This window comes from Streptomyces longisporoflavus (assembly GCF_014649775.1).
Taxonomy (GTDB): domain Bacteria; phylum Actinomycetota; class Actinomycetes; order Streptomycetales; family Streptomycetaceae; genus Streptomyces; species Streptomyces longisporoflavus.
The window spans coordinates 488,170-511,572 of sequence record NZ_BMTR01000001.1; the positions used below are offsets into that span (position 1 = coordinate 488,170).

Below are 23,403 nucleotides of genomic sequence, written 5' to 3' on the forward strand. Positions count from 1 at the left end.
CTCCTGTCACGCCCGCCCCGGCCGCCACTGCGACCAGGACGACCCACGGTCGCAAGAATCCCCACAACGTCAGGCTCCCGACCTCATGCCCTGCGCCTTCGCAGTGAGCTGACCCCAGTGTGGTGGCGGGCTGCCGCTCGGTGAAGCCGTCCCGCTCGGCAGGGCGTCGCCTCGGGTCCCTCTGGTGGCACAGTGGAGGAGATTGTTCCGTCCAGTGGAGGTAGTTTCCCGCATGCGCCTGCTGCTCATCCGTCATGGTCAGACCCCGTCCAACCTCAAGCACCTCCTGGACACCGGGGCCCCCGGCCCGGGGCTGACGCCGCTGGGGCAGGACCAGGCGGCTGCGCTGCCGGAGGCGCTGGCGGGGGAGAAGATCGATGCCCTGTATGTCTCCACGCTGCTGCGGACGCAGCTGACCGCCGCGCCGCTGGCTGCCGCGAAGGGGCTTGAGCCCAGGGTCAGGGAGGGGATCCGGGAGCTGATCGCCGGCGATCTGGAGATGCGCGGCGACCATGAGGCCGCCACCGCCTATCTCGATGCCGCCTTCGCCTGGTCCGCGGGCGACACCGAGCGCCGCATGCCCGGTGGCGAGAACGGTGTGGAGGCGCTGGGGCGCTTTGACGCCGTCGTCGCCGAGGCGGCCGCGACGGGAGCCGAGACGGTGGCCATGGTCAGCCACGGCGCCGTGATCCGTATGTGGGTGGCCGCCCGTGCGGTCAACGTCGATGTCGCGTACTCGGCGAGCCATCCGCTGGGCAACACGGGCGTGGTCGTCCTCGATGGTTCGCCCGAAGAGGGCTGGCGGGCCCTGCTGTGGGAGGGACGCCCGCTGGGCCCGGAAGGAGACGCACCCGAGGAGGACGGCGGTCCGGCGGGCGAGGCGACCGTTCCGGCTGTCTGAGGTATGGCGGCTCCGCAGCCGCCGTCCGCCTACCGGCGGCTGCGATCGGTGAATGCCTGTGCTGTACGGCTGTACGTTGCAGCGCGCGTACAGCCGTCCGTGTTTCAGGGCCATCGGTGTGCAGAGCCCTCGGAACTCAGGTCAGGGATCGCCGGCCGCACTCCAGTAGGAGGTCCCGCTGAAGGAGGCCGGGCCCCACAGGCCACAAGCCGCCCGCAGAACAATCCGACTACGGCAGCCAGTCGAGAGGACGGAGACCGCCACCGTCCACGACGCTGACGCCTCCCGCACCGCACACGACCAGGGCGGAAGTCTCGACATGCAGCCCGAATCCGGCCAACGGGCCCTTCGCGCGGCCGGGTTGCAGAACGAATTCCTGGCCGGGGCCCGCCCCGAGGGTCAGCAGATGCGGCTGGTCGGCCGCGACGGACGCATCCAGTTCGACGCGGTCCCGTCCGCCGCCGACACCCTAGCCGTGCCGGGGAAGGGCTTCACGAGTGCGCGGATGCCCGGCTCTTGCCGGAGCCGCCGGAACGTCAGGTGTCCGGCGGCCCCGGCTCTGTCCGTGCCGTGATGCACAGTGCGGTGCACCACGGCACGGGTCTTGGGGGGCGCGGGCGCTTCAGGGGGAGAGCCTCAGCTGCCTGCGCGCAGTGCCGTAAGCAGCGCGAGCGGTGTCGCCGCCGCCCACGCCTGGGGGGAGCAGGAGTGCGGGTAGGGGACCGGCTCGGGCAGCTCGGAGCGGTCGTAGCCCGCCATCACTTCCGGCAGTCGGTAGGCGTGGTGTGCTGCCGCGTCGACCAGACCACGGGTCAGCGTCGCGAGCTCCTCCGTGAGGCCGTGCCGGGCGAGCCCTAGCGCCACGAGCGCGTTGTCGTGCGGCCAGCAGCTGCCGCGGTGGTAGGAGAGCGGGTGGTACGGGGTCTGCCCGGCGGCCAGGGTCCGGATCGCCCAGCCGGTGAAGAAGTCAGGGCGCAGCAGCCGCCGGCCGACCCGCTCCGCGTGCTCCTGGTCGAGGATGCCGGACCAGAGGAGGTGACCCGCGTCCGAGGCGAGCGCGTCGACCTGTCGGCCCTCGCCGTCCAGGGCGAGAGCGGGGAAGCCCTGCTCCGGCATCCAGAAGTCCTGGTGGAAGCGGGTGCGCAGGGCGGTGGCCGCCGTCTCCAGCCGCTCCGCGTACGCCGGGTCGTGCCAAGTAGTACGGGCCAGGGATGCTGTGCGGATCAGGGCGTCGTAGGCGTATCCCTGTGCCTCGCACACCGCGACCGGGCCCTTGGCCTGGGTGCCGTCGGTGAAGCAGATGGCGCCGGCGGAGTCCTTCCAGTTCTGGTTGACCAGGCCGTTGGGGTCGGGTTCGTAGACCAGGTAACCGTGCTCGTCGAGGCCCCCGTCGGTGAACATCCAGTCCACCGCGGCACGGGCGTGGCGTTCCAGGCGTGCGGCGAGCGCGCTGTCGGCGGTGGCCTCGGCGTGGGCGTGCAGCAGGACGAGGAAGAGGGGGGTGGCGTCGACGGAACCGTAGTAGCGTCCGTAGGGCACCTGCCGGAAGTGGGCGAGCTCGCCGTGGCGGACCTCGTGCACGATGCGGCCGGGCTGTTCGCCGCGGAACGCGTCGTACTCCGTGCCCCGGGTGGCCGCCAGCGCGGCCAGGGTGCCTGCCGCCGCGTCGGGCCGGTAGGGCAGCGCGAAGTAGGAGGTGAGCAGGGAGTCCCGGCCGAAGAGGGTGAGGAACCAGGGGATGCCCGCGGCGGGCACGGACACCGGTTCGCCCTCCGGGCCGGTGGCGGTGATCCGCAACAGGTCCAGGTCGGCCAGGCCCTGTGTGCAGGCCCGCAGCAAATCGCCCTCGGCCTGCGGGAGTTCAGGCAACTGGCCTGCTGGTGTCGGAAGTGGTTGCGGTGTGCCGCCGGACGGGTGTGCCTCGACCCGCAGATTCACCTCCGCCTGTCCGTGTGCGGGCAGCCGCACCGACCAGACAAGGCAGCGGGCGGTGCCGTCGGACCCGGCCGCCGTCTCGTCGGGGGCGGGAGTGGCGACGACCGACGTACGGGAGTGCCAGTCACCCCGCCGATAGCCGAACTCGACGCCCCGCGGCGTCACTTCGACCGTATGAGCGGCGTCCGGCTTCGGGTAGGTGCGGTGGTCGGAGCGCAGCTCGAACTGGTCGGCGAAGTCCACGTCGACCCAGAGGGCGAGGCGGGCGGTCATGGCGTCCGGACGGTTGCTGACGATCCGCAGCCGTTCGGTGAACACGGCCGCTTCGACGGCTTGCTCGCGGAAGACGGTGTACGCGGGCGGCTCGTCGCGGGTGCCCGCCGGGGTGAGCACACAGGTGGCGCCCGGCCCCTCGGACGCGCCGGCCAGGACGGCGGGAGGCGTCTCGTCGACGGTCAGCTGCCAGCGGCTGAGGTGACGGGCATCGCGCAGGAAGAGTCCCTCGGGTGACGACCCCGCGCCGCCGTTGATAGCGCCGTCGGAGCCAAGTGAGACGAAGGTGCCGTCGCGTACGAGCAGGACCCGCTCGGAGTCCGTCATCGGGTGCTCTCCTTGCTGTGCGGCGGCCGGGACAGGTCCAGGGCGAGCGCGGCGGTCCAGGCGAAGTCGCGGGTGCCGCGGCCCTCGCCGGTGTACGGGTCGACGTACTCGGCGAAACCCGATGCGCCCGCGGCGGAGAGGAAGGCGGCGCGCAGCCGGTCGGCCTGCTCGGCGGCTCCGTACTGACGCAGGCCCCGTTCGATGAGCCAGGCCGTGTTGAACCAGGCGGGTCCGCGCCAGTAGCGGGAGCGGTCGAAGGCGTGCCCGGCCAGGTCGTAACTGGGCACCAGGGCGGTGGCGTCGGTGCGGAAGTGCCGGCTGCCCAGGGTGGCGACGAGGCTGTCGGTGATCGGCGCGGGGAGGCCCGGCACGATCAGCGGGATCAGGCCCGAGACGCTGCGTTCGGGGATCAGTTCGCCGCCCACCAGGTCCCGGACGAGGAACATGCCCGAGGCCGGGTCCCACAGTCGGTCGACCAGTGCGGTGGTGAGTGTTCGTGCCCGCTCGTGGTGCTCGGCGGGATCGGCACCGAGGGTCAGGGCGATCCTGGCGAGTGCGTGTTCGCCGGCGATCAGCAGGGCGTTGACGGCGGGGTCCTCGACGGCGAAGGCGTGTGTTCCGGCGCGGTCGGTGTAGCCGGACTCGCGGTAGTCGACGGCGAGGCGGACGTAGCGTCCGTAGTCGAGGTCGGTGGGGCGGTCGGCTGCGGCGCCGTGGTCGAGGTCGGCGCGGCGGAACGATCCGGGCGCGGCGGGTTCGATGCGCGCGAGGGGGGTTTCCCAGCACGGGCTGTTGTCCATGCCCGGCTCCCAGGGGTGGACCGTCGCGGCGAGCCCGTGTCCGCCCAGGTCGCGCCGGGAGGTCAGGTAGCGGTGCCAGGCGGCAAGGCGCGGGTAGACCCGGGCGAGGAAGCCGCGGCGGGCGGATTCGGCCGGGTCGGCCTCGTGCACCAGCCAGGCGGCCAGGGCGTGCACGGGTGGCTGCACGATGCCTGATGTCTCGGGTGCCGGCGGGGCACCGGCGGCGCGTCCTGCCCGCGAGGACTGCCAGAAGTCGGGGCTGGGGAAATAGGCGTCCAGGGGTACCGACGGGTTGAAGACGATGTGCGGGATGCGTCCGTCGCCCCACTGGGCGCCCAGGAGTGTCTCCAGCTCCCGCTGGGCGCGGCGCACGGAGAGGTGGCGCAGGCCGATGGCGATGAAGGCCGAGTCCCAGCTCCACTGGTGCGGGTAGAGCGTGCGCGAGGGCACGGTGGCGGTGCCGGTCCAGTTGCCGAGCAGGACGCGGGCCGCGCCGCGTCGCAGGCCCGCGCCGCCGGGGTCGGTGGTGGGGCCGGCGCCGGGCCCCACCACGGTGTCGCCGAGAAGGGCCGTCATGCTCCGGCACCCCGCAGGAAGCCCGGGATGGAGCGGACGGCGTCCACGGGGTCGCCGGTGAGGCGGCACTCGGCGGCGAGGTAGCCGTCGTAGGAGATGGCGTGCAGGGCGGAGAGCCAGGCCGGCCAGTCGAGGTGTCCGGCTCCTGGCTGGAAGCGGTTGGAGTCGGAGACCTGGGCGTGGCCGATGTAGTCGGCGTACTTGAGGATCGAGGCGGCGGGGTCCGCCTCCTCGATGTTCATGTGGTAGCTGTCGATGCCGATCTTCACCGAGTCCAGGCCCACGGTCGCAAGGAGGTCGGCGGCCTGTTCGAGGCGGTTGACCATGTGGTCCTCGTAGCGGTTGAGGGGCTCCAGGTAGAGCTGGACTCCCTCCCTCTTGGCGTGCTCGCCCAGCTCCGTGAGGCCGGCGAGCAGGACCTCGCGGTCCTCCTCGGCGCTGCGCGGGGCCTCGAAGGGGGGCAGCCGGGTGGAGAACATGCCGTACGAGGCTGGGGTCTGCGCGCCCCTGCCGCCGATCTCGGCGATCACGGTGAGCTGGGACTTCATCTGCGCGATGGCGTCACGGCGCAGGTCGGGGTCGAAGGCGCCGAAGAAGTGCAGCATCTCGACGCAGACGGTGGGCATCACGACGCCGTCGGCGAGGGCCTGCTTCAGCTCGGGCAGCCGGGAGGCGAAGTGCAGGTCTCCCTTGGCGCGCAGCTCGATGGCGTCGTATCCGGCGGCCTGTGCGAACTCCCACTTCTGCTGAAGGGTGTCGCCCGGGAGCAGTTGTTCCTGTGCGGCGGTCTTGAACACGGGGGCCTCTCTCAGAATTCCAGGACGACCTGAAGAGCGTCCGCGGGGCGCTCGTCGAGAAGGACGTAGGCGTCGGCCGCGTCGGCGACCGGGATGACATGGCTGACCAGGGACTCGACGTCGACCCGGCCTTCGGCGACGAGCCGCAGGAAGGTCTGCTGGAGCCGCTCGACGCTCCAGCGGTGCGACAGCTGCGGGGGTACGCCGCCGATCTGGGAGCAGATCAACTGGGCGCGGTTGTGGTGGAATTCGTCGCCGAGCCGCAGCCCGATGCCGTCGCCCTGGTAGAAGCCGGACGCCACCACGCGGCCGCCGACGGTGACGGAGCGCAGCGCTTCCTGGAGGGCGGGGTGGACGCCGCTGATCTCGATGGCGACGTCGGCGCCCGCTCCGGCGGTGGCCTCGCGGATCTGCTCGGCGACCGCGTCGGTGCGGGCGTTGAGGGTGCTGTGGGCGCCGTACTTCTTCGCCGTTTCGAGGCGTCCGTCGATGGCGTCGACCGCGGTGACGCGGGCGCCGTTGAGCTGGGCGAGCCGCGTGGTGATCAGGCCGATGACGCCCTGCCCGAAGACGGCGACGTCCTCGCCGAGGTGGATGTCGGCGGACAGGACCGCGTTGTAGGCGATGGCGCCGACGCGGGCGAAGGAACCGGCCAGGGGCTCGAGACCGGCGGGCAGGGTGTGGCCCGCCATGCGCTCGGCGGGGACGATGCCCTCGCTGCGGTGGCCCCAGATGCCCCACACCAGGTCCCCGACGGCGGGTATCGCGGGCGCGGCGACCAGTTCGGGGGAGACCTCGGTGACCTCGCCGACCTCGGAGTAGCCCCATCCGACGACGGGGTATTCGATGCCGGCGGCGCCCTCGCGGAAGAGCCGGGCCCCGGGGTCCCAGGTGCGGGTCAGGTAGGGGTTCGTGCCGCGGTAGGCGGTGAGTTCGGTGCCGGCGGAGATGCCCGAGTACAGGGTGCGGACCCGCAGATGTCCGGCGGGCAGCGGGGCACTGGCGTGCTCGGCCACCTCGACCTGACGGGGGCCGGTGAATTGGACGACGCGTTCCACGAAAAGGCTCCGAGGGCTCGGGAGTGTGGTGAGAGCTGGGATCCGGGGCGCTGCGGGGCGCGGCGACGCCCGGATATGTCGAGACTATCTCTTACTTATGTCTTGTCAACAAGCAAAAGAGGTGCTGAGATGTGTGCCCGGTAGACATAAGTCGGCGAGTCGATGAGGACTGAACATGCGCATGAGGACCGGCCGATCGAAGGTGATCGCCTCAGGTCTCGCGGCGGCACTGGGAATGGCGGCGCTGGCCGGCTGCGCCGGTGACAGCCAGAGCGGCCCTGCCGAGGCCGACCGGCACATCACCGTGTGGTCGCAGGAGAACCTGACCCCGCGCGTCGACGCCACCGAGAAGATCATCGACCGCTTCGAGAAGAAGACCGGCGTCAAGGTCGATCTGGTCGGCGTCGACGAGGCCCAGATGCCTCAGCTGATCATGTCCGCAGCGGCGTCCGGCAAGCTCCCGGACGTCATCGGCGCGGCCCCGATGGGCCAGACCTGGCAGATGTACAGCAACGGCCTGCTCAACACCGACATCCCCCGCCAGATCGTCGACAAGCTCGGCCGCTCCACGTTCAACTCCAACGCCCTCGACCTCACCTCCGACGGCGCCACCCGGCTCGCAGTCCCCTCCGACGCCTGGCTCCAGCTCCTCGCCTACCGCAAGGACCAGCTGAAGCAGGCGGACCTGCCGGCACCGGACAGCTACCGGAGCCTGCTCAAGGCCGCCAAAGCCCTGACCACCAAGGGCCGCGACGGCATCTCCGCCGCCACCGACCCCAGCGACGTCTTCACCCAGCAGAGCTTCGAGGGCCTGGCCCTGGCCAACAACTGCCAACTGGTCGACGACAAGGGGCAGATCGACCTCGGCTCGCCGCAGTGCGCCACGGCGTTCAAGACGTACGCCACCCTCGCGGACCAGTACGGCCCGCCCGGCACCCAGACCGTGGACTCCACCCGCGCCACCTACTTCGCGGGCAAGTCGTCCATGGTCATCTGGTCCTCCTTCCTCCTCGACGAGCTCGCGGGACTGCGCAAGGACGCCCTGCCCAGCTGCGCCGAGTGCCGCGATGACCGTAATTTCCTGGCCGACAACACCGGCATCACCACCGCCCTTGGCGGCCCGGCGGGAACCAAGCCCGCCCAGTTCGGCGAGATCACCTCCTGGGTCACCACCAAGACCGCGGAGACCGACGCCTCCCGCCAGTTCATCGAGTACATGATGGGCGCCGGCTACGAGGACTGGTTCGGTATGGCTCCCGAAGGCAAGATTCCCGTACGCGGCGGCACCGCGGACGACCCCGGCAAGTACCTGGACGCCTGGCGCTCCAGTGACCTCGGCGTCGACCGCCGCGAGCCCATGAACCGGGTCTTCTCCGACAAGCTCCTCGACCGGCTCGCCGACGGCGTCAGCAATATGCGCCGCTGGGGCATCAGCCAGGGCGAGGGAGCCCTCGTCGGCGCGACCAACGGCGAACTGCCCGTGCCCAAGGCCATCGGCGCCATGACCAGCGGCCAGAGCTCCCCGCGGGAGGCGGCACGCGAGGCACGCGACGAAGTGGCCGCCCTGCAGAAATCCCTCCGCTAGCCCCGGCGGCCACCAACAGCCACCCCCCACCGGCACCCCCCCATCGGCAGCCCTCACCGGCAACCGCCGCACAGTCGGTCTTCACCCTCAGCCGCCCCACCGAACGCCGCCCTCAGCCGACGGCCCGCACCCAGGCACCCCGAGGAACTGACCCATGAGCACTGCCCAGAGCGGCGCGACGAAGCGCCGCACCGCAGCCACCACCCCCGAGCCGCCACCGGCCGACGAGCAGCGGCAGCGCAAGAAGTCACGGCCGCCGAGCGCCACCGGCCGCGAGAACCGTGCCGGACTCGCCTTCGTCACCCCCACCTTCGTGGTCGTGCTCGTCGTCGTGATCCTGCCCATTCTGTGGACGGTGCTGCTCGCCTTCCAGAACGCCAAGCTCGTCGACATCCAGGACATGGGTCTGCTCGGCAACTGGACCCTGGACAACTTCACCCAGGTCTTCAGCTCGGCCGGATTCTGGTCAAGCCTCTCCACGACCCTCGTCTACACCGTCGGCGCCACCCTGGGCTCCGTCGTGCTCGGCCTGATCGCGGCCCTCGCCCTGCGCACCCCCTTCCGCGGGCGCGGCCTGCTGCGCGGCGCGATGCTCCTGCCCTACGTCGCACCCGTCGTCGCCGTCGCCTTCGTCTGGGAGGTCGCCCTCAGCCCCCAGTACGGCATCGTCAACGAATGGGGCCGCTCCCTCTTCGGCTGGGACGACCCGATCGCGTTCCTCTCCACGCGCGAGTACGAAGTCGGCCTGCTCGGGGCGCACTTCGACATCCCCCTGGCGCTGCTCACCGTCATCGCCTTCGAGACCTGGCGCTACTTCCCCTTCGCCTTCCTCTTCATCCTCGCCCGCCTCCAGGCCGTGCCAGGCGGACTCGAGGAAGCCGCCAAGGTCGACGGCGCCACACCCCTGCAGCGCTTCCGGCACATCCTGCTGCCCCAGCTGATGCCGGTCATGGCCCTGCTGTGTGTCCTGCGCTTCATCATGACGTTCAACAAGTTCGACGACGTCTACCTGCTCACCAATGGCGGAGCGGGCACCGAGGTCGCCGCGGTGCGGGTCTACGACTTCCTCACCTCGCGCTACGACGTCGGCGCCGCCGCCGCACAGGCCCTCGTCCTCGCCGCCGTCCTCATGGTGCTGCTCGGCCTGTACTTCAAGTTCTTCGGCAAGAAGGTCCAGGAGGAGTCGTGATGTCGCCGCTGTCCATGACACGCACCCAGTTCGAGGAGCGCCTCTTCGGCGTCCTGCGGTGGGTCGTCATCGCCTTCCTCGCGGTGATCACGATCGCGCCCTTCTACTACATGGTGCTCCTGTCGGTGAAGTCCATCGACTCCCTCTTGCTCGACCCCGGCTCCCTGTGGGTCTCCGCGAAGGAGTTCACCCTCAGCACGTACGAGAACGTGCTGAAGCCCCAGTCCGAAGGCGGCCAGGGATTCCTGCAACTGCTGCTCAACTCGGCACTCGTTTCCCTCGGCACGGTCGCCCTCACGCTCATCGCCGCCGTGCCCGGCGCCTACGCCATCAGTCGCCTGAAGTTCTTCGGCAACCGCCAGATCAGCGCGATGTTCCTGGCCGTCTACATGTTCCCGGCGACGCTGCTCGCCGTCCCGCTCTTCGTGATGTTCGCCAAGCTGGGTCTCTCCTCCAGCCTCGCGGGCCTCGCCATCGTGTACGTGGCGCAGACCGTGCCCGTCTCGATCTACATGCTGAAGAACTACTTCGTGACCATCCCGTACTCCATCGAGGAGGCAGCCGCACTCGACGGCTGCTCGCGGCTCCAGGCGCTGCGCAAGGTGATCCTGCCGCTGGCCCTGCCCTCCCTGATGGCGACCGGCCTGTACGTCTTCATGATCGCGTGGAACGAGTTTCTCTTCGCGCTGCTCTTCCTGGCCGCCGACCCCGAGAAATGGACGGTCTCCCTGGGACTTGCCCAACTGTCCAACGGCATCGAGGTCTCCAAGACCGTCCTGATGGCCGGGTCCGTGGTCCTGACCATCCCCGTGATACTTCTGTTCTTCGCCGCGGAACGCCTGCTGACCGAGGGCCTGACCAGCGGCGCCGACAAGAGTTGACGGGTACGGGCTCCCGCGGTCCCGCGAGAATCCAGAGACGGGGAAATGATGCCGGCGAACCAAGCAAGCCCGGGCCACCTGCTGCAGCTCATCCGCAGCGGCGAGGCCACCACACGCAGCGAACTCCTGCGCGCCACAGGTCTGTCGCGCTCCACCGTGGGCCTGCGCCTCGACCAGCTCTTCGGCGCGGGCTGGCTGCGCGACACCGCAGGTGCCTCCACCGGCGGACGGCCCTCCGCCCTCCTGGAGTTCGACGCCTCGCACGCGGTGGTCCTGGCGGTGGACCTGGAGACCCGGCACGCGCGGGCCGCCGTCCTCGACCTGGCCGGCGAAGTCCTTGCCGAGACCTCCGGGCCCGTCCTCGTCACCGACGGCCCGGCCAAGGTCCTGGACACCCTGGCCGGCTGGTTCCTGCCCCTGCTCGCCGAAGCCGGCACCGAGCCGGGCAAGGTGGCGGGCATCGGCATGTCCGTCCCCGGCCCCGTCGACTTCGACCTGGGCCAGGTCATCCAGCCGCCGATCATGCCGGGCTGGGACCGCTTCCCCATCCGGGAACAGATGCAGACGGCGTACGCGGAGCAGGTCGGCCGCTCGCTGGAGCCCGGCCCGGTGCCCGTCCTCGTCGACAACGACGCCAACCTCATGGCCTACGCCGAACACCGGGCGGGCCACCCGGACTGCTCGGCCTTCCTGCTCATCAAGGCATCCACCGGCATCGGCGCGGGAGTTGTCGTCGGCGACGAGGTCTACCGCGGCATCGACGGCGGCGCCGGCGACATCGGCCACATCCGGCTGCACGACCGGCCCGACGCCCTGTGCATGTGCGGCTCCTACGGCTGCCTGGCCGCGGTCGCAAGCGGCCGCGCCCTGGCCGGACAGCTCTCCGCACTCGGCATCCCCACCACCTCAGGCTCGGGCGTGCACCAGCACCTGGCCGACGGTCAGCCCGATGCCATCCGCCTGGCCAGGGAGGCGGGCCAGCGCGTCGGTGAGGTACTGGCCACCGTCGTCACCCTGCTCAACCCCGGCGTCCTGATGCTCGCGGGAGACCTCGCCGGAGCGCCCTTCATGACCGGCGTACGCGAACTCCTCTACCAACGCGCCATGCCCCGGACCACCGCCAACCTGAACGTCGTCACGGCACAACTGGGTGACCGGGCCGGCCTGATGGGCGCGGGCGAGATGGTCGTGGAACACCTCTACTCGCCGGATCGCGCGGACGCGCGCCTCGACGCCATGGCCACCTGACGCCGGTGCCTCCCGACCGGCGAGTGAGCCGGCCGCGCAGGCAGCGCGGCATGGCGCCCGTACACCAGCACCCCGCATACACGGAGAACTCCCATGAGCGATGACAGCAGCTCCCGCCCCTCGCCGGACCCGGCGCACGCCCCGTTGCGGGTCGGCCTGGTCGGTGCCGGGCCGTGGGCGCGCGTCATGCACGCGCGGATGCTGGCCGCCGGACCCGAGACCACGCTGGCCGCCGTGTGGGCCCGCCGCCCGGAAGCCGCCGCCGAGACCGCGGCACCCTACGGCGCGGCGGTCGCCGCGAGCTTCGACGAACTCCTCGACCGCTGCGAGGCGATCGCCTTCGCCGTACCCCCCGCGGTCCAGGCCGAGTTGGCGCCCCGCGCCGCGAAGGCGGGAAAGGCGCTGCTGCTCGAGAAGCCCCTTGCCCCGGACCTCGCCGGGGCGCGGCGCGTGGCGGACGCGGTGGAAGAGGCAGGCGTGGTCTCCCAACTGGTCCTCACCAAGCGGTACCACCCGGCCACCCGCGTTTTCCTGGAGGCGGCACAGCACGTCGAGGTCACCGGCGCGCGGTCCTGCTACCTCCACGGCGCCTTCCTCGGCGGCGACTTCGCCACCGCCTGGCGCATGGAGCACGGCGCCCTGCTCGACCTGGGCCCGCACCTGCTCGACCTCCTCGACACGGTTGTCGGCCCCGTCACCTCCATCCGCTCCACCGGAGACCCGCGCCGCTGGATCGAGTTGACCTGCGAACACGAGAACGGCGCGGTGAGCCAGGCCTCGCTCTCGGGCTCCGTACAACTGCCGCGGGCCCGCACCAGGGTGGAGCTGCTCGGCCCCGGCGACGAACTCGTCTACGACACGGCGGAACTGGACCACGAGGAGTGCTGGCCGGTGCTGCGCCGGGAGTTCGCGCAGGCGGTACGCAGCGGCCGCTCGACGCCGATCGACGCCCGGCGCGGGCTGCGCATCCAGCAGCTCCTGGCGTGGGCGGCGCAGAGCTGACGGCTGCCCGAGGGCGCACGAAAGCCGGCATAGCCGGCCGCCTCGACCGGCATCTGGATCCAGGCCGCCTGCCTTGGTCTCGGCCCCTTCCGCCCGCGATGCGTAGTCACTTACGGCGGCGGATGAACAGCCAGATGCGGGTGGCCATCGAGCCGATGACCACGACGGCGACCGTGATCTGCAGCCAACGCGGGAGAGCGCCCGCTCCGGGGAGATACAGGGCGAGCCGCATCACGGACGCCACCGCGGGTCGTGCTGCTGTGCGCGGTCATCCACCAGACGACTCCCTGACGTTCGGGGCGAGCGGACGGATCGGCGCCGGACTTGTCGGGGCGGGGCCGGGGGCCGCTTATTCCATCGAATATCTCACCTGGCCTCGGTGCCGCAAGCCGTAGTCGTGCCGAGCGGTGTCCCGCGCAGGGTGACGGCGGAGTCGGACGCGGAGCGTGGGGAGTCAGGCCACCTTGATCCGATAGGGCGAAACGGCACAGGCGTGACGGTGCGCAGGGGTTCCGTGCGGCGGAGGTCGAAATAGTGCAGGCGGAGAGGCCGGGCGGGGGGCGCACGCGGCGATTTGTTGCGTCCCGGGCGGGGTCGGGCGAGGGAGGCGAGTGGTCATTTCGAGCCAGGCTCCTTGACCATCCCTTGACATGCGATTGACCTGATCTTTACGTTCGTTGCGCGGTCGACGAAGATCCATTTCGTTGCCCGGTCCGCAATTCCCCGGCACTCGAGGAGGTCCGTGATGGACAAGCTCATCAAGCAGATGACCCAGGACGCCAACTGGTCGAAGTGGGTGGCCGCCAACTCCGCGCAGGGCGCCAAGGACGGCTGCATCAGCGCCGCCCCCAAGTCCGGCTGCATCAGCGTCGCCGGCAAGAGCGGCTGCATCTCCTGACTCACGCCCGCCCGCGCCCGGGCCGCCGCCGTCCCTTCTCGGCGGCGGCCCCGGCCTGCCACCCCCCGGAGCACACATGAGCCCGCTGCCGAGCCCGCACGTCGTCGACCGGGTCCGGGACATCCCCATCTACCGCGCGTCCGCCGCCCGGGGCGACTTCCCGATCCTGGAGAAGACCGAGATCGCCCGCGGCTTCCCGGACAACTGGATGACGCCCGATCTCGCCGCGGCGCTGGAGTCGGGCCAGGCGGAGTTCGTCCTGTCGACCGGCACCAACCACGCCCGGATGCAGCTGATCCGGCCGCCGTACTTCCTGCTCCGCTCCTACTACCGGCTGTGGAGCGAACACCCCGACCTGCGCGCCACCTGGGAAGCGGGCGCCAAGCGCATCTCCCTGACCACCGTGCTCGCCACCGAGCACGTCGCCCGCGTCAATGCCCGCAAGCCGGGCGCGACGCCGGGAGAGCGCTGGCTCGACGACCGCACCCTCTACCTCAACAACACCCTCGACCCGGCCGACTGGGACCGGACAGAGGTCCGCCGGATGCTCGCCGAGATCCGCGAGGTCAGCGACGCCCACCCCACCGGCACCTATCACCTGGACTGCTCGGCCTACCACCTCGCCCACCTCGTCCAGAAGGTGGACGACTGGGGGCTGTGGGACGAGTTCCCGCAGCCGGGCAGCATCGTCCACGCCTACGAGTACACCCCGCTGAACGTACGCGCCCTGCTGCACCGCCACTTCGACTGCCCCGTCGTGGACCTCTTCGGCAGCACCGAACTGGGCTACCTCTACTCCAGCGACCCCCGGACCGGCCGCTACCGGCCCCACCTGGACGACATGAGCATCGAGCTCATCCCCGTCACCCCCGGCAGCGGCATCCACTGCCTGATCGTCACCAGCCTGCGCAACCCCTTCATGCCGCTCGTGCGCTACCGCTCCGGCGACTGCGTGCGCACCACCGACGGCTCCGCCGACCCCGAGCGCATCGCGGCCTTCTGCGGCCGGGAGAAGGAACTGCTCGACACGCCCGGCGGACCCGTCGCCCAGGCCGACCTCGACGCCCGTGTCCACGACGCGACCGACCGCGTCTTCCTCGCCCAACTGAGCCTGTCCGAGACCTCCGACGACGCGATCCTGCGCTACACCACCTTCGACCGCGCCCCGCTCGACGCCGGGCAGACCGCGCACCTCGAAGAGTCCGTCGGTGAACTCACCGGCCGCGTCTGCACCCTGGAGCACCGCGCCGACCTGCCGATCGGCCGTTCCGGCAAGTACGTCTGGCTGGCGCGTCCCTCGTGACCCGCGTGCGCTCTGCGCCGACCGCCCCTCGCCCTCACGCCCGAACAGGACCCCGCCCCGTGACCACGTCAGCGATTCCCGCCCCCACCGCCGAAGACCTCCTGGGCAGCGCACTGCACAAGGAGGTCGTCGATCACTTCACCGCGAAGACGCAACGCCCCCGCACCCACATCGAGCACCAGGTGCGTGAGTGTCTGCGCTATCTGTACCTGGTCTCGCGCCACCCCGACCGGCTCGGCGGCCTGTTCCTGCCGGTGGAGCAGGAGATCGACGAGATCTGGCACTTCCTCATCCTCCAGACGCGTGAATACCGGGAACTGTGCGAACAACGCCTGCCCGGCGCGTACTTCATCCACCACCGCAGCATCGCCTACACCGACTACCAGGGCGGCGAAGGCGGCGGCCGGGCCGACGGGCAACGCCGGGTCGCGGCCGAGGAGGCCCTGCGCTGGATCCCGCTCTACACCGCCGCGTTCGGCCCCTTCGACGAGGACGCGCTGCCGTACTGGACCATCGTCCGCTTCCTCCACCACGAGCTGGGCAGGAGCCTGGCCGAGATCTCCGCCCTTGACCCGGCCGACAGGGCCGCCGCGTGACATCGGCGGCCCACGCCCCGCAGCTCGCCGGGCCCGAGGTGCAACGCCGCATCCTGACCGTGCTCGTCGCCTCCCAGGCCCTGGGCGGCGCCGGAATGGCGGCGGGCATCACCGTCGGCGCGCTGCTCGCACAGGACCTGCTCGGCTCCACCGGCCTCGCCGGTCTGCCCGTGGCCCTGTTCACCGCGGGAGCCGCGCTCGGCGCCCTGCTCATCGGCCGGATCTCCGGGCGGTGGGGACGCCGCCCGGGCCTCGCCATCGGGCACGCGGGCGCCGCCCTGGGCAGCGTCGGCGTGATCGTCGCCGCCTGGTCACGCACCGTGCCCCTGCTCCTGGCCGCCCTCGTCGTGTACGGCGCCGGCACGGTCACCGGCCTGCTCGCCCGGTACGCCGGAACCGACCTCGCACCGCCCAGGAAACGCGGCCGGGCCACCGGCACCGTGCTCATGGCCACCACGCTCGGCGCGGTGGCCGGGCCCACCCTGGTCGGCCCCACCGGAACCCTGGCAGGCTCCCTCGGCCTGCCCCGCCTCACCGGCCCCTTCCTGCTTGCCGCCGTCGCCTATACGGCCGCCGCCCTCGTCGTCGTGCTCTGGCTGCGCCCCGACCCGCTGCTGCTCGCCCGCAGCCAACACCGGGAGGCCGCCGAACAGGAAGCCGGCGGGCAGAACGTGCGCCGTATCAGCGGCGGGGTCGTCACCGGAGCTGCCGTGATGATCAGCGGGCAGCTCGTGATGATCGCCGTCATGACGATGACCCCGGTGCACCTCACCCACCACGGACACGGCACACAGCTGGCCGGGGTCGTGATCGGCCTGCACGTGGGCGCCATGTTCCTGCCCTCGCCCCTGACCGGCCTCGCGGTGGACCGGTCCGGCAGCCTGCCCGTGGCCGCGTCCTCCGGCGTCGTCCTGCTCGTCGCCGGACTCCTGGCCGCCCTCGCACCGCCCACCGGAGCCGTGGGAACCACCCTGCTCGGCACCGCGCTCGTGCTGCTCGGCGTCGGCTGGAACATGGCGCTCGTCAGCGGCACCGCCATGGTCACCGAGGCCGCACCCGCCGAGGCACGCGCCTCCACGCAAGGCCTCGTCGACGTGGGAATGTCGCTCGCCGGAGCCACCGGCGGCCTGGTCTCCGGGCTCGTCGTGGCAGGCGGCGGATATCCGCTCCTCGCCGTCTGCGGCGGAGTGCTCGCGCTCGCCGTGATACCCCTCACGGCCCGTGCCGCTCGCCCGCAAAACACCGCCCCACGCCCGACCGAGAGTTGACGCCTGCCCGGGGCGTGCGAGGCAGAGGCGTTCGCAGGCCCCACGGACCCCAGTGACCCGTCAGGAGAACGGCATGCCCAGCGTCCCCCCGTCCCGGCCCACCGTCCCGCAGTTCGACGCCATCGTGGTCGGAGCGGGCTTCTCCGGCCTGTACCAGCTCTACCGCCTGCGCGAACTGGGCCTGTCGGTCCGCGTCCTGGAGGCATGCGACGACATCGGCGGTACGTGGCACCGCAACCGCTACCCCGGCGCGCGCTGCGACATCGAGAGCACGTCGTACTCCTACTCCTTCTCGCCCGAACTGGACCAGGAGTGGGAGTGGAGCGAGCGGTACGCGACGCAGCCGGAGCTGCTGCGCTACCTCCGGCACGTCGCGGACCGCTTCGGACTGCGGCAGGACATCACCCTGCGCACCCGCGTGACCCGAGCGGTCTACGACGAGGACCGCCACCTCTGGCAGGTCGGCACCGACACGGGGGAGCGGTTCACCGCCCGTTTCGTCATCCTGGCGACCGGCTGCATGTCGGCCGTCAAGGAGCCGGACATACCCGGCGCCGCCTCCTTCGGGGGCCGCGCCCTGCACACCGCCGACTGGCCGCACGAGGGCGTCGACCTCACCGGCGAACGAGTCGCGGTGATCGGCACCGGCTGCTCCGGCGTCCAGGCCATCCCGCTCCTGGCCCAGCAGGCCGCCGCGCTCACCGTCTTCCAGCGCACCCCGGTATACGCGCTTCCCGCACACAACCGTGCGCTGACCGCCGAGGAGAACGCCGAACTGAAGGCTCGCTACCCGCAGTTCCGGATCGCCCAGCGGCAGTCCAGAGGCGGCACCGTCTTCGAGCCGCCCACCCGCTCCGCCCTGGCGGCCGACGCCGCCGAGCGCGCCGCCACCTACGCGGCGGCCTGGGAGTCCGGCCTGCTCAGCGGCCTGCTGCGGACGTACAACGACATCCTCGTCGACGCGGATGCCAACGAGACCGTCGCCGAGTTCGTCCGCTCCAAGATCCGCTCGATCGTCACCGACCCGGAGACGGCCGAGACGCTCTCCCCGCGCGGCCTGCCCTACGGCACCAAACGTCCCTGCCTGGACACCGGCTACTACGCCACGTACAACAAGCCGCACGTCAGCGTCGTGGACCTCACCAGAACCCCGATCGTGGAGATCACACCGAGCGGCATCAGAACCCCGGAGCGGGACCACGCCGTCGACGTGATCGTCTACGCCACCGGCTTCGACGCCATGACCGGATCACAGATCGCCGTCGACATCGTCGGCAAGGGCGGCACCACGCTCCGCGAGAAGTGGGCCGACGGCCCTCGCAACCATCTGGGCCTCCTGTCGTCCGGCTTCCCCAACCTCTTCACCGTGCTCGGTCCGCTGAGCCCGTCCGTGCTCAGCAACGCCGTGGTGGCCATCGAGCAGCACGTGGAGTGGATCACCGACTGCATCGCACACCTGCGAGAGAGCGGACTCACCGAGATCGACGCGACCGCCGACGCCGAGAAGGAGTGGTGCGCGCACGTCGCCGACCTCGCCGATCTGACGCTCTACCCCGCCGTCGCCTCCTGGTACACGGGCGGCAACGTACCGGGCAAGCCCCGGGTGTTCCTGGCCTACACCGGCGGCCTGGACCGCTACCGGGCGCAGTGCGATGCCGCCGCCCGGGACGGCTACCGCGGTTTCGCCACGGCCTCATGACGTACATGACGTACGCGCCGACGGACCACGCAGCGCCTGCCGAGAGTTCGATATGCGCTGCCTGACCCGCCGGGAGACGATACGCACAACACGTACGGTCACGGCGGTCTGAGGCGTTCCGTCCGGTTCGGCACGCCAAAGCGCGCTCGGGTGCATCCGCGCGGCGCCTCTGCGAGGAATACGCAGGAGCCCGAACCGACCGCGCCACGAGAGGAACCTGCGATGCGCCGCACCTGGACGGAGGCACCGCCCGTCACCGGCGGGGACCCGGCCGTGGTCGACACCGATGTCGGCGCCGCGGTGGGACGCGTCCTGCACGACATTCTCCGCGAGCGTCTCGCCGCGGCGGTCGCCATCGACGCCGGCTTCGCCCGGGGCGTCGGCGAGCGTGTCGCCCGCTTCACCCTGGACGGCGGCAAGCGCATGCGCTCCAGGTTCTTGTGGTGGGGCCTGCGGGCCTGCGGGGGCCCAGCCGACACGGAGTGCACCGAGGCCGCGCTGCGCCTGGGGGCAGGCCTTGAACTCATCCAGACCTGCGCACTGGTCCACGACGACGTGATGGACGGTTCATCGGTACGCCGCGGGCGGCCCGCCGTCCATGTGGACCTGGCGGCGCAGTACCGCGCCCGCCCCGACGGACCCGGCGCGACGTTCGGCACAGGCGCCGCCATCCTCGTCGGTGATCTGGCTCTGGCCTGGGCCGACGACATCGTGGCGACCACCCGGATGCCGGCCGGCACCGCCGAGCACGTGCGCGGGCTGTGGCAGGCGATGAGGTCGGAGATGGTCGCCGGTCAGTTCCTCGACCTGTACGGGCAGAGGACGGGTTCGCGTTCGATGCCCCTGGCCGTCAAGACCGCCACGCTCAAGAGCGCCCTCTACTCCGTGGAACGGCCGCTGGCCCTTGGTGCCGCGCTCGCCGGCGCCGATCAGCGCACCACCCGGGCGATCTGTTCCGCCGGCCGCTGCGCAGGCATCGCCTTCCAGCTGAGGGACGATCTGCTGGGCGTGTTCGGCGACCCCGGGCACACCGGCAAGCCCTCCGGCGACGACATCAGGGAGGGCAAGGTCACCTATCTCCTGACGGTGGCCAGGGCCCGCGCCGAGGCCACCGGCAACCGTGCGCTGCTCCAGATCCTGGACACTCACGTGGGAGGCGGGGCAGCACTCACGGAAGAAGACCTGGAGCGCGTGCGCGGCGCCCTGGAGGCAAGCGGAGCCCGCGATCTGGTCGAGACGAAGATCCGCCGGCTGCTCGCCCAGAGCGTGCGGCACCTGGATCGCGTCGCTTTCGCCCATCCCGCGGCCGCGCACCTGCGGGAGATGTTCTGCACGGCGGCGGGTCTCCGGGCCGTCCCCGCCCCCGAGGCCCCGGCCGGCACGTCCCCCGCGTACGACGGCGGTCGGACTTCCGGCCCCGTGCATCCCTTCGTCGAAGCGAGCCGTCGATGAGGACGCTGAAAGGTCCGACCGATCATGTCGTGGTCGTCGGAGCGGGTCTGTCCGGCCTGTCGGCCGCCCTGCACCTGCTGGGTGCCGGACGGCAGGTGACGGTCGTGGAACGGGCCGCGGTGCCCGGCGGACGTGCCGGTCTCCTCGAGCGGGGCGGGTACCGGATCGACACCGGACCCACCGTGCTGACCATGCCGGACATCGCTGACGAGGCCTTCGCGGCGGTCGGCGAACGGCTGGCCGACCGCGTGGACCTGATCCCCCTGCATCCGGCCTACCGCGCCCGGTTCGCCGACGGCGGCACCCTGGACGTCCACACCGGCGCGCAGGCGATGGAAGCGGAGATCGAACGCTTCGCCGGAGCCCGCGAAGCCCTGGGCTACCGGCGCCTTCGCCGGTGGCTCGAGCGTCTCTACCGGGTGCAGATGCGCCGGTTCATCGACACGAACTTCGACTCGCCGCTGGGTCTGCTGACCCCCGACCTCGCCCGCCTCGCGGTACTCGGCGGCTTCGGCCGCCTTGACGCCCGCGTCGGACGCTTCCTGGCCGACGAGCGGCTGCGGCGCGTCTTCACCTTCCAGGCCCTGTACGCCGGAGTCCCGCCGGCCCGCGCCCTGGCCGCCTATGCCGTCATCGCCTACATGGACACCGTCGCCGGGGTCTTCTTCCCCGCGGGCGGCATGCACGCCCTGCCACGGGCCATGGCGCAGGCGGCCTCGGACGCGGGCGGCGACCTGCGTTTCGAGCACGACGTGACGCGCCTGGAACGCTCCGGCGAGCGCATCACCGCCGTCATCACCGACCGCGGACGCATCCCCTGCGACGCCGTGGTCCTCACCCCGGATCTGCCCATCGCCTACCGGCTGCTCACCCACCGCCCGCGGCGTCCCGTCCCCCTGCGCCACGCCCCGTCCGCGGTCGTCCTGCACGCGGGCACCGACCGCACCTGGCCCCAACTGGCCCATCACACCCTGTCCTTCGGCGCCTCCTGGAAAAGCACCTTCACGGAGCTGACCCGCACCGGGCGCCTGATGAGCGACCCTTCGCTGCTCATCACCCGGCCCACGGCGACCGACCCCTCGCTGGCGCCGCCCGGCCGCCATCTGCACTACGTCCTCGCGCCCTGCCCCAACACGGACATCGGCGCGGGCGTGCGCGAGTGGCGCGACCTTGCCCCGCGCTACCGCGACACCCTCGTGCGGCAGCTGGAGCGGCGCGGGCTCGACGGGTTCGGCGCCGCCGTCCAGGAGGAGTGCCTGGTGACGCCCGCCGACTGGAGCGCGCAGGGACACGCCGCGGGTTCGCCGTTCTCCGCGGCCCACACGTTCGCGCAGACCGGCCCCTTCAGGCCCGCCAACCTGGTGCGCGGCACCACCAACGCCGTCCTCGCGGGCTGCGGCACCACACCGGGCGTCGGCGTGCCGACCGTCCTTCTCTCGGGGAAGCTGGCCGCAGCCCGCGTGACCGGAGCGGGGCAACCGACGCGCGTACGCCCGCGGGCGGCGGGCCCGGTCACGAAGGGACCCGTCGCATGACCCGCCGGGAACTGGACGCCGCAGGCATCACCGACCCGGAGCTGCGCACCGCCTACGCACGCTGCCGCCACCTGAACGCACGCCACGGCAAGACCTACTTCCTCGCCACCCGGCTGCTGCCCGTCGTGCACCGGCCCGCGGTGCACGCCCTGTACGGATTCGCCCGCTGGGCCGACGACATCGTCGACGACCTGGACTCGACGGCCACCACCGCCGAGCGCGCCGAGGCGCTGCTCCGTCTGGAGCGGCATCTGTCGGCATCGCTGCGAGACGGGTCCCGCGGCCAGCCGGTGGTGGCCGCGCTCGCCGACACCGCCGCCCGCTACGCCATCGAACCGCGGCACTTCACCGACTTCCTGCGCTCCATGCGCAGCGACCTGGAGGTCAGCGAATACGCCACCTACGCGGACCTGCGCAGCTACATGCACGGCTCCGCCGCGGTGATCGGACTCCAGATGCTGCCCGTGCTCGGCACCGTGGTCCCACGCGAAGAGGCCGAACCGCACGCCGCCGCACTCGGGGTGGCCTTCCAGCTGACCAACTTCCTCAGGGACGTCGGCGAGGACCTGGACCGCGGCCGCCTCTACCTCCCCCTCGACCTGCTGGCGGCCCACGGCGTGGACCGCGACCTCCTGCAGTGGAGCCGCGACACCAAAACCGGCGACCGGCGCATCACCTCGATGCTCAGGACCGCCGCGCACCTCACCCGCGACGTCTACCGCCAGGCGGCACCCGGCATCGCCATGCTCGCCCCCGTCTCCCGGCCCTGTATCCGCACCGCCTTCGTGCTGTACGGCACGATCCTGGACGCCATCGCCGACGACGGATACGCGGTGCTGCACCGCCGCGCGGTCGTCCCCCGCCGGCAGCGGGCAGCCGTGGCCTGCGACGGCCTGGTCCGTCTCGCCCTGGCCCGCACCCGCGGCGCGCCCGCCCCGGCGCACCCGCGCTCGACCGCACCCCGGCTGCGGGGCGTGGAAGGTCCCTGGTCCTCGTGGAAGGAGACAGCGTGAAAGAGGGCCGTGTCCCCGGCGCCGGGCGCATCCCCCTGCGGCTGCGCCGCCGGCCCGTTCCCTGGGAGCGGCAGCGGCCGACCTGGAGCGAGGCGAAGCCGGGCATCATCGCCGCTGCCCTGAAGCGGGCGCAGGCCCGGCCGTCGGGCAACTGGTATGTCCTCGGCGGTTCGTCGGCCGTGAGCGCCGAGCGGTCACTCGGCCGGAGTATCGCCGGTGTCGAGGTCGTCGCCTGGCGCGACGCGGCGGGAGTGCTCCGGGCCGGACCCGGCAGCTGCCCGCATCTGGGAGCTCCGCTCAAGGACAGCCCGGTCCGTTGCGGCACCCTCATCTGCCACTGGCACGGCATGCCCTTCGACGGACGGGCCGCCGCGGGCTGGGAGCCCTATCCGGCGTACGACGACGGCGTACTGCTCTGGGTCAGGCTCGACCGACTCGGGGGCGAGCCGCCGCTGGAGCGGCCGGTGGTGCCGGCCCGCCCGGATCCGGCACGCTCCGTCACGGCGGTCTATGAAGCCGTCGGAGTCTGCGAGCCCGAGGACGTCGTCGCCAACCGCCTCGATCCCTGGCACGGCGCGTGGTTCCACCCCTATTCGTTCGTCGACCTCACCGTCGTCGGCCGGCCGGGCGACCCGGGCAGCGCAGGCGAGCAGGCAGAGGACGCGTTCGCCGTCGACGTCTCCTTCAAGGTGGCCGGCCGCGCGGTCGTTCCGGTACGGGCCGTGTTCACCGCGCCCGAACCGCGCACAGTGGTCATGCACATCACCGAGGGGGAGGGACATGGCTCCGTCGTCGAGACACACGCCACCCCGTTGGCCCCCGATGCCAGAGGGAGGCCGCGTACCGCGGTCGTCGAGGCGGTCGTCGCCGCGTCACACCGCCGCGGCTTCGCCCTCGCCCGGGCCGCGGCGCCCGCGCTGCGCCCGCTGATGCGTGCCGCCGCGGCCCGCCTGTGGCGCGATGACTTGGCCTACGCGGAGCGACGCTGGACCCTGCGCAGCACCGGCCGCTTCCCGGGCTGAACACGCGCGAGCTTGTCGCACAGGCTTGTCGCACAGGCGGGGCGA

General features: G+C 71.7%; 21 protein-coding genes. 16 read left to right on the forward strand and 5 right to left on the reverse strand.

Features of this window, described 5'->3' with window-relative positions; genetic code table 11:
* The first annotated feature begins 232 nt into the window (after positions 1-232).
* Together IE226_RS02295 and IE226_RS45015 are read left to right on the forward strand one after the other, a co-directional pair.
* Positions 233-901 carry a histidine phosphatase family protein gene (locus IE226_RS02295; RefSeq protein WP_190079206.1) on the forward strand — a complete coding sequence of 223 codons (669 nt, stop codon included), beginning with the start codon at positions 233-235 and terminating at the stop codon, positions 899-901.
* A gap of 319 nt (positions 902-1,220) precedes the next feature.
* Positions 1,221-1,475, forward strand: coding sequence for a hypothetical protein (locus tag IE226_RS45015; protein WP_190079207.1), 255 nt, complete (start codon positions 1,221-1,223; stop codon positions 1,473-1,475).
* Positions 1,476-1,537: 62 nt separating this feature from the next.
* Here the strand turns inward: IE226_RS45015 and IE226_RS02305 are convergent, their stop codons facing one another.
* The 4 genes from IE226_RS02305 to IE226_RS02320 are packed head-to-tail and all read right to left on the reverse strand — an operon-like array spanning position 1,538 to position 6,667.
* Positions 1,538-3,436, reverse strand: coding sequence for an amylo-alpha-1,6-glucosidase (locus tag IE226_RS02305; protein ID WP_190079208.1), 1,899 nt, complete (start codon positions 3,434-3,436; stop codon positions 1,538-1,540).
* The gene (locus IE226_RS02310) at positions 3,433-4,812 is read right to left on the reverse strand and encodes an MGH1-like glycoside hydrolase domain-containing protein (RefSeq protein WP_190079209.1); all 1,380 of its coding nucleotides are present in this window, start codon (positions 4,810-4,812) and stop codon (positions 3,433-3,435) included. The genes IE226_RS02305 and IE226_RS02310 overlap by 4 nt, the downstream gene beginning before the upstream one ends.
* Positions 4,809-5,609, reverse strand: a complete 801-nt coding sequence (locus IE226_RS02315) for a sugar phosphate isomerase/epimerase family protein (protein ID WP_190079210.1) — start codon at positions 5,607-5,609, stop codon at positions 4,809-4,811. Before IE226_RS02315 ends, IE226_RS02310 begins: the two co-directional genes overlap by 4 nt.
* An 11-nt stretch (positions 5,610-5,620) precedes the next feature.
* Positions 5,621-6,667 (reverse strand): zinc-dependent alcohol dehydrogenase, encoded by a 1,047-nt coding sequence (locus tag IE226_RS02320; protein ID WP_190079211.1) that lies wholly within the window; start codon positions 6,665-6,667, stop codon positions 5,621-5,623.
* Between the two features lie 175 nt (positions 6,668-6,842).
* Here IE226_RS02320 and IE226_RS02325 point away from each other — a divergent pair, with 175 nt between their 5' ends.
* The 5 genes from IE226_RS02325 to IE226_RS02345 all read left to right on the forward strand — a co-directional run bounded on the left by IE226_RS02325 (position 6,843) and on the right by IE226_RS02345 (position 12,572).
* Complete coding sequence (locus IE226_RS02325; RefSeq protein ID WP_190079212.1) at positions 6,843-8,252, forward strand: ABC transporter substrate-binding protein; 1,410 nt, start codon at positions 6,843-6,845, stop codon at positions 8,250-8,252.
* A gap of 154 nt (positions 8,253-8,406) precedes the next feature.
* Positions 8,407-9,441 carry a carbohydrate ABC transporter permease gene (locus tag IE226_RS02330; protein WP_190079213.1) on the forward strand — a complete coding sequence of 345 codons (1,035 nt, stop codon included), beginning with the start codon at positions 8,407-8,409 and terminating at the stop codon, positions 9,439-9,441.
* 14 nt (positions 9,442-9,455) lie between these two features.
* A complete protein-coding gene (locus IE226_RS02335; protein ID WP_190079555.1) occupies positions 9,456-10,322 on the forward strand; it encodes a carbohydrate ABC transporter permease in 867 nt (288 codons plus the stop codon).
* A gap of 48 nt (positions 10,323-10,370) precedes the next feature.
* Positions 10,371-11,570: an ROK family protein gene (locus IE226_RS02340; protein ID WP_190079556.1), complete on the forward strand. Its 1,200-nt coding sequence runs from the start codon at positions 10,371-10,373 to the stop codon at positions 11,568-11,570.
* A 93-nt stretch (positions 11,571-11,663) separates the two neighbouring features.
* Complete coding sequence (locus tag IE226_RS02345; protein WP_190079214.1) at positions 11,664-12,572, forward strand: Gfo/Idh/MocA family protein; 909 nt, start codon at positions 11,664-11,666, stop codon at positions 12,570-12,572.
* 106 nt (positions 12,573-12,678) lie between these two features.
* Here the strand turns inward: IE226_RS02345 and IE226_RS02350 are convergent, their stop codons facing one another.
* Complete coding sequence (locus IE226_RS02350) at positions 12,679-12,816, reverse strand: hypothetical protein (RefSeq protein ID WP_190079215.1); 138 nt, start codon at positions 12,814-12,816, stop codon at positions 12,679-12,681.
* A gap of 501 nt (positions 12,817-13,317) precedes the next feature.
* On the opposite strand from IE226_RS02350, the gene IE226_RS02355 reads away from it, so the two are divergent.
* The 9 genes from IE226_RS02355 to IE226_RS02395 all read left to right on the forward strand — a co-directional run bounded on the left by IE226_RS02355 (position 13,318) and on the right by IE226_RS02395 (position 23,358).
* Complete coding sequence (locus tag IE226_RS02355; protein ID WP_190079216.1) at positions 13,318-13,470, forward strand: hypothetical protein; 153 nt, start codon at positions 13,318-13,320, stop codon at positions 13,468-13,470.
* A 76-nt stretch (positions 13,471-13,546) separates the two neighbouring features.
* Positions 13,547-14,773, forward strand: coding sequence for a hypothetical protein (locus IE226_RS02360; protein WP_190079217.1), 1,227 nt, complete (start codon positions 13,547-13,549; stop codon positions 14,771-14,773).
* Between the two features lie 59 nt (positions 14,774-14,832).
* Entirely contained in the window at positions 14,833-15,369 is a 537-nt protein-coding gene (locus IE226_RS02365; protein WP_190079218.1) for a glycine-rich domain-containing protein, read from the forward strand.
* Positions 15,366-16,637: an MFS transporter gene (locus tag IE226_RS02370; protein WP_229870342.1), complete on the forward strand. Its 1,272-nt coding sequence runs from the start codon at positions 15,366-15,368 to the stop codon at positions 16,635-16,637. Before IE226_RS02365 ends, IE226_RS02370 begins: the two co-directional genes overlap by 4 nt.
* Before the next feature lie 73 nt (positions 16,638-16,710).
* Positions 16,711-18,336, forward strand: a complete 1,626-nt coding sequence (locus IE226_RS02375) for a flavin-containing monooxygenase (protein WP_190079219.1) — start codon at positions 16,711-16,713, stop codon at positions 18,334-18,336.
* Between the two features lie 222 nt (positions 18,337-18,558).
* Positions 18,559-19,788 carry a polyprenyl synthetase family protein gene (locus IE226_RS02380; protein WP_190079220.1) on the forward strand — a complete coding sequence of 410 codons (1,230 nt, stop codon included), beginning with the start codon at positions 18,559-18,561 and terminating at the stop codon, positions 19,786-19,788.
* A complete protein-coding gene (crtI, locus tag IE226_RS02385; RefSeq protein WP_190079221.1) occupies positions 19,785-21,323 on the forward strand; it encodes a phytoene desaturase family protein in 1,539 nt (512 codons plus the stop codon). The genes IE226_RS02380 and crtI overlap by 4 nt, the downstream gene beginning before the upstream one ends.
* The gene (locus tag IE226_RS02390) at positions 21,320-22,336 is read left to right on the forward strand and encodes a phytoene/squalene synthase family protein (RefSeq protein WP_190079222.1); all 1,017 of its coding nucleotides are present in this window, start codon (positions 21,320-21,322) and stop codon (positions 22,334-22,336) included. The genes crtI and IE226_RS02390 overlap by 4 nt, the downstream gene beginning before the upstream one ends.
* Positions 22,333-23,358 (forward strand): Rieske (2Fe-2S) protein, encoded by a 1,026-nt coding sequence (locus IE226_RS02395; protein WP_229870343.1) that lies wholly within the window; start codon positions 22,333-22,335, stop codon positions 23,356-23,358. The genes IE226_RS02390 and IE226_RS02395 overlap by 4 nt, the downstream gene beginning before the upstream one ends.
* Positions 23,359-23,403 lie beyond the last annotated feature (45 nt).

Coding starts and splice junctions, on each gene's coding strand:
- IE226_RS02360 (WP_190079217.1), top strand. CDS start 13,547: ATGAGCCCGCTGCCGAGCCCGCACGTCGTCGACCGGGTCCGGGACATC.
- IE226_RS02295 (WP_190079206.1), top strand. CDS start 233: ATGCGCCTGCTGCTCATCCGTCATGGTCAGACCCCGTCCAACCTCAAG.
- IE226_RS02305 (WP_190079208.1), bottom strand. CDS start 3,436: ATGACGGACTCCGAGCGGGTCCTGCTCGTACGCGACGGCACCTTCGTC.
- IE226_RS02355 (WP_190079216.1), top strand. CDS start 13,318: ATGGACAAGCTCATCAAGCAGATGACCCAGGACGCCAACTGGTCGAAG.
- IE226_RS02330 (WP_190079213.1), top strand. CDS start 8,407: ATGAGCACTGCCCAGAGCGGCGCGACGAAGCGCCGCACCGCAGCCACC.
- IE226_RS02340 (WP_190079556.1), top strand. CDS start 10,371: ATGCCGGCGAACCAAGCAAGCCCGGGCCACCTGCTGCAGCTCATCCGC.
- IE226_RS02325 (WP_190079212.1), top strand. CDS start 6,843: ATGCGCATGAGGACCGGCCGATCGAAGGTGATCGCCTCAGGTCTCGCG.
- IE226_RS02345 (WP_190079214.1), top strand. CDS start 11,664: ATGAGCGATGACAGCAGCTCCCGCCCCTCGCCGGACCCGGCGCACGCC.
- IE226_RS02310 (WP_190079209.1), bottom strand. CDS start 4,812: ATGACGGCCCTTCTCGGCGACACCGTGGTGGGGCCCGGCGCCGGCCCC.
- crtI (WP_190079221.1), top strand. CDS start 19,785: ATGAGGACGCTGAAAGGTCCGACCGATCATGTCGTGGTCGTCGGAGCG.
- IE226_RS02375 (WP_190079219.1), top strand. CDS start 16,711: ATGCCCAGCGTCCCCCCGTCCCGGCCCACCGTCCCGCAGTTCGACGCC.
- IE226_RS02380 (WP_190079220.1), top strand. CDS start 18,559: ATGCGCCGCACCTGGACGGAGGCACCGCCCGTCACCGGCGGGGACCCG.
- IE226_RS02390 (WP_190079222.1), top strand. CDS start 21,320: ATGACCCGCCGGGAACTGGACGCCGCAGGCATCACCGACCCGGAGCTG.
- IE226_RS02335 (WP_190079555.1), top strand. CDS start 9,456: ATGACACGCACCCAGTTCGAGGAGCGCCTCTTCGGCGTCCTGCGGTGG.
- IE226_RS45015 (WP_190079207.1), top strand. CDS start 1,221: ATGCAGCCCGAATCCGGCCAACGGGCCCTTCGCGCGGCCGGGTTGCAG.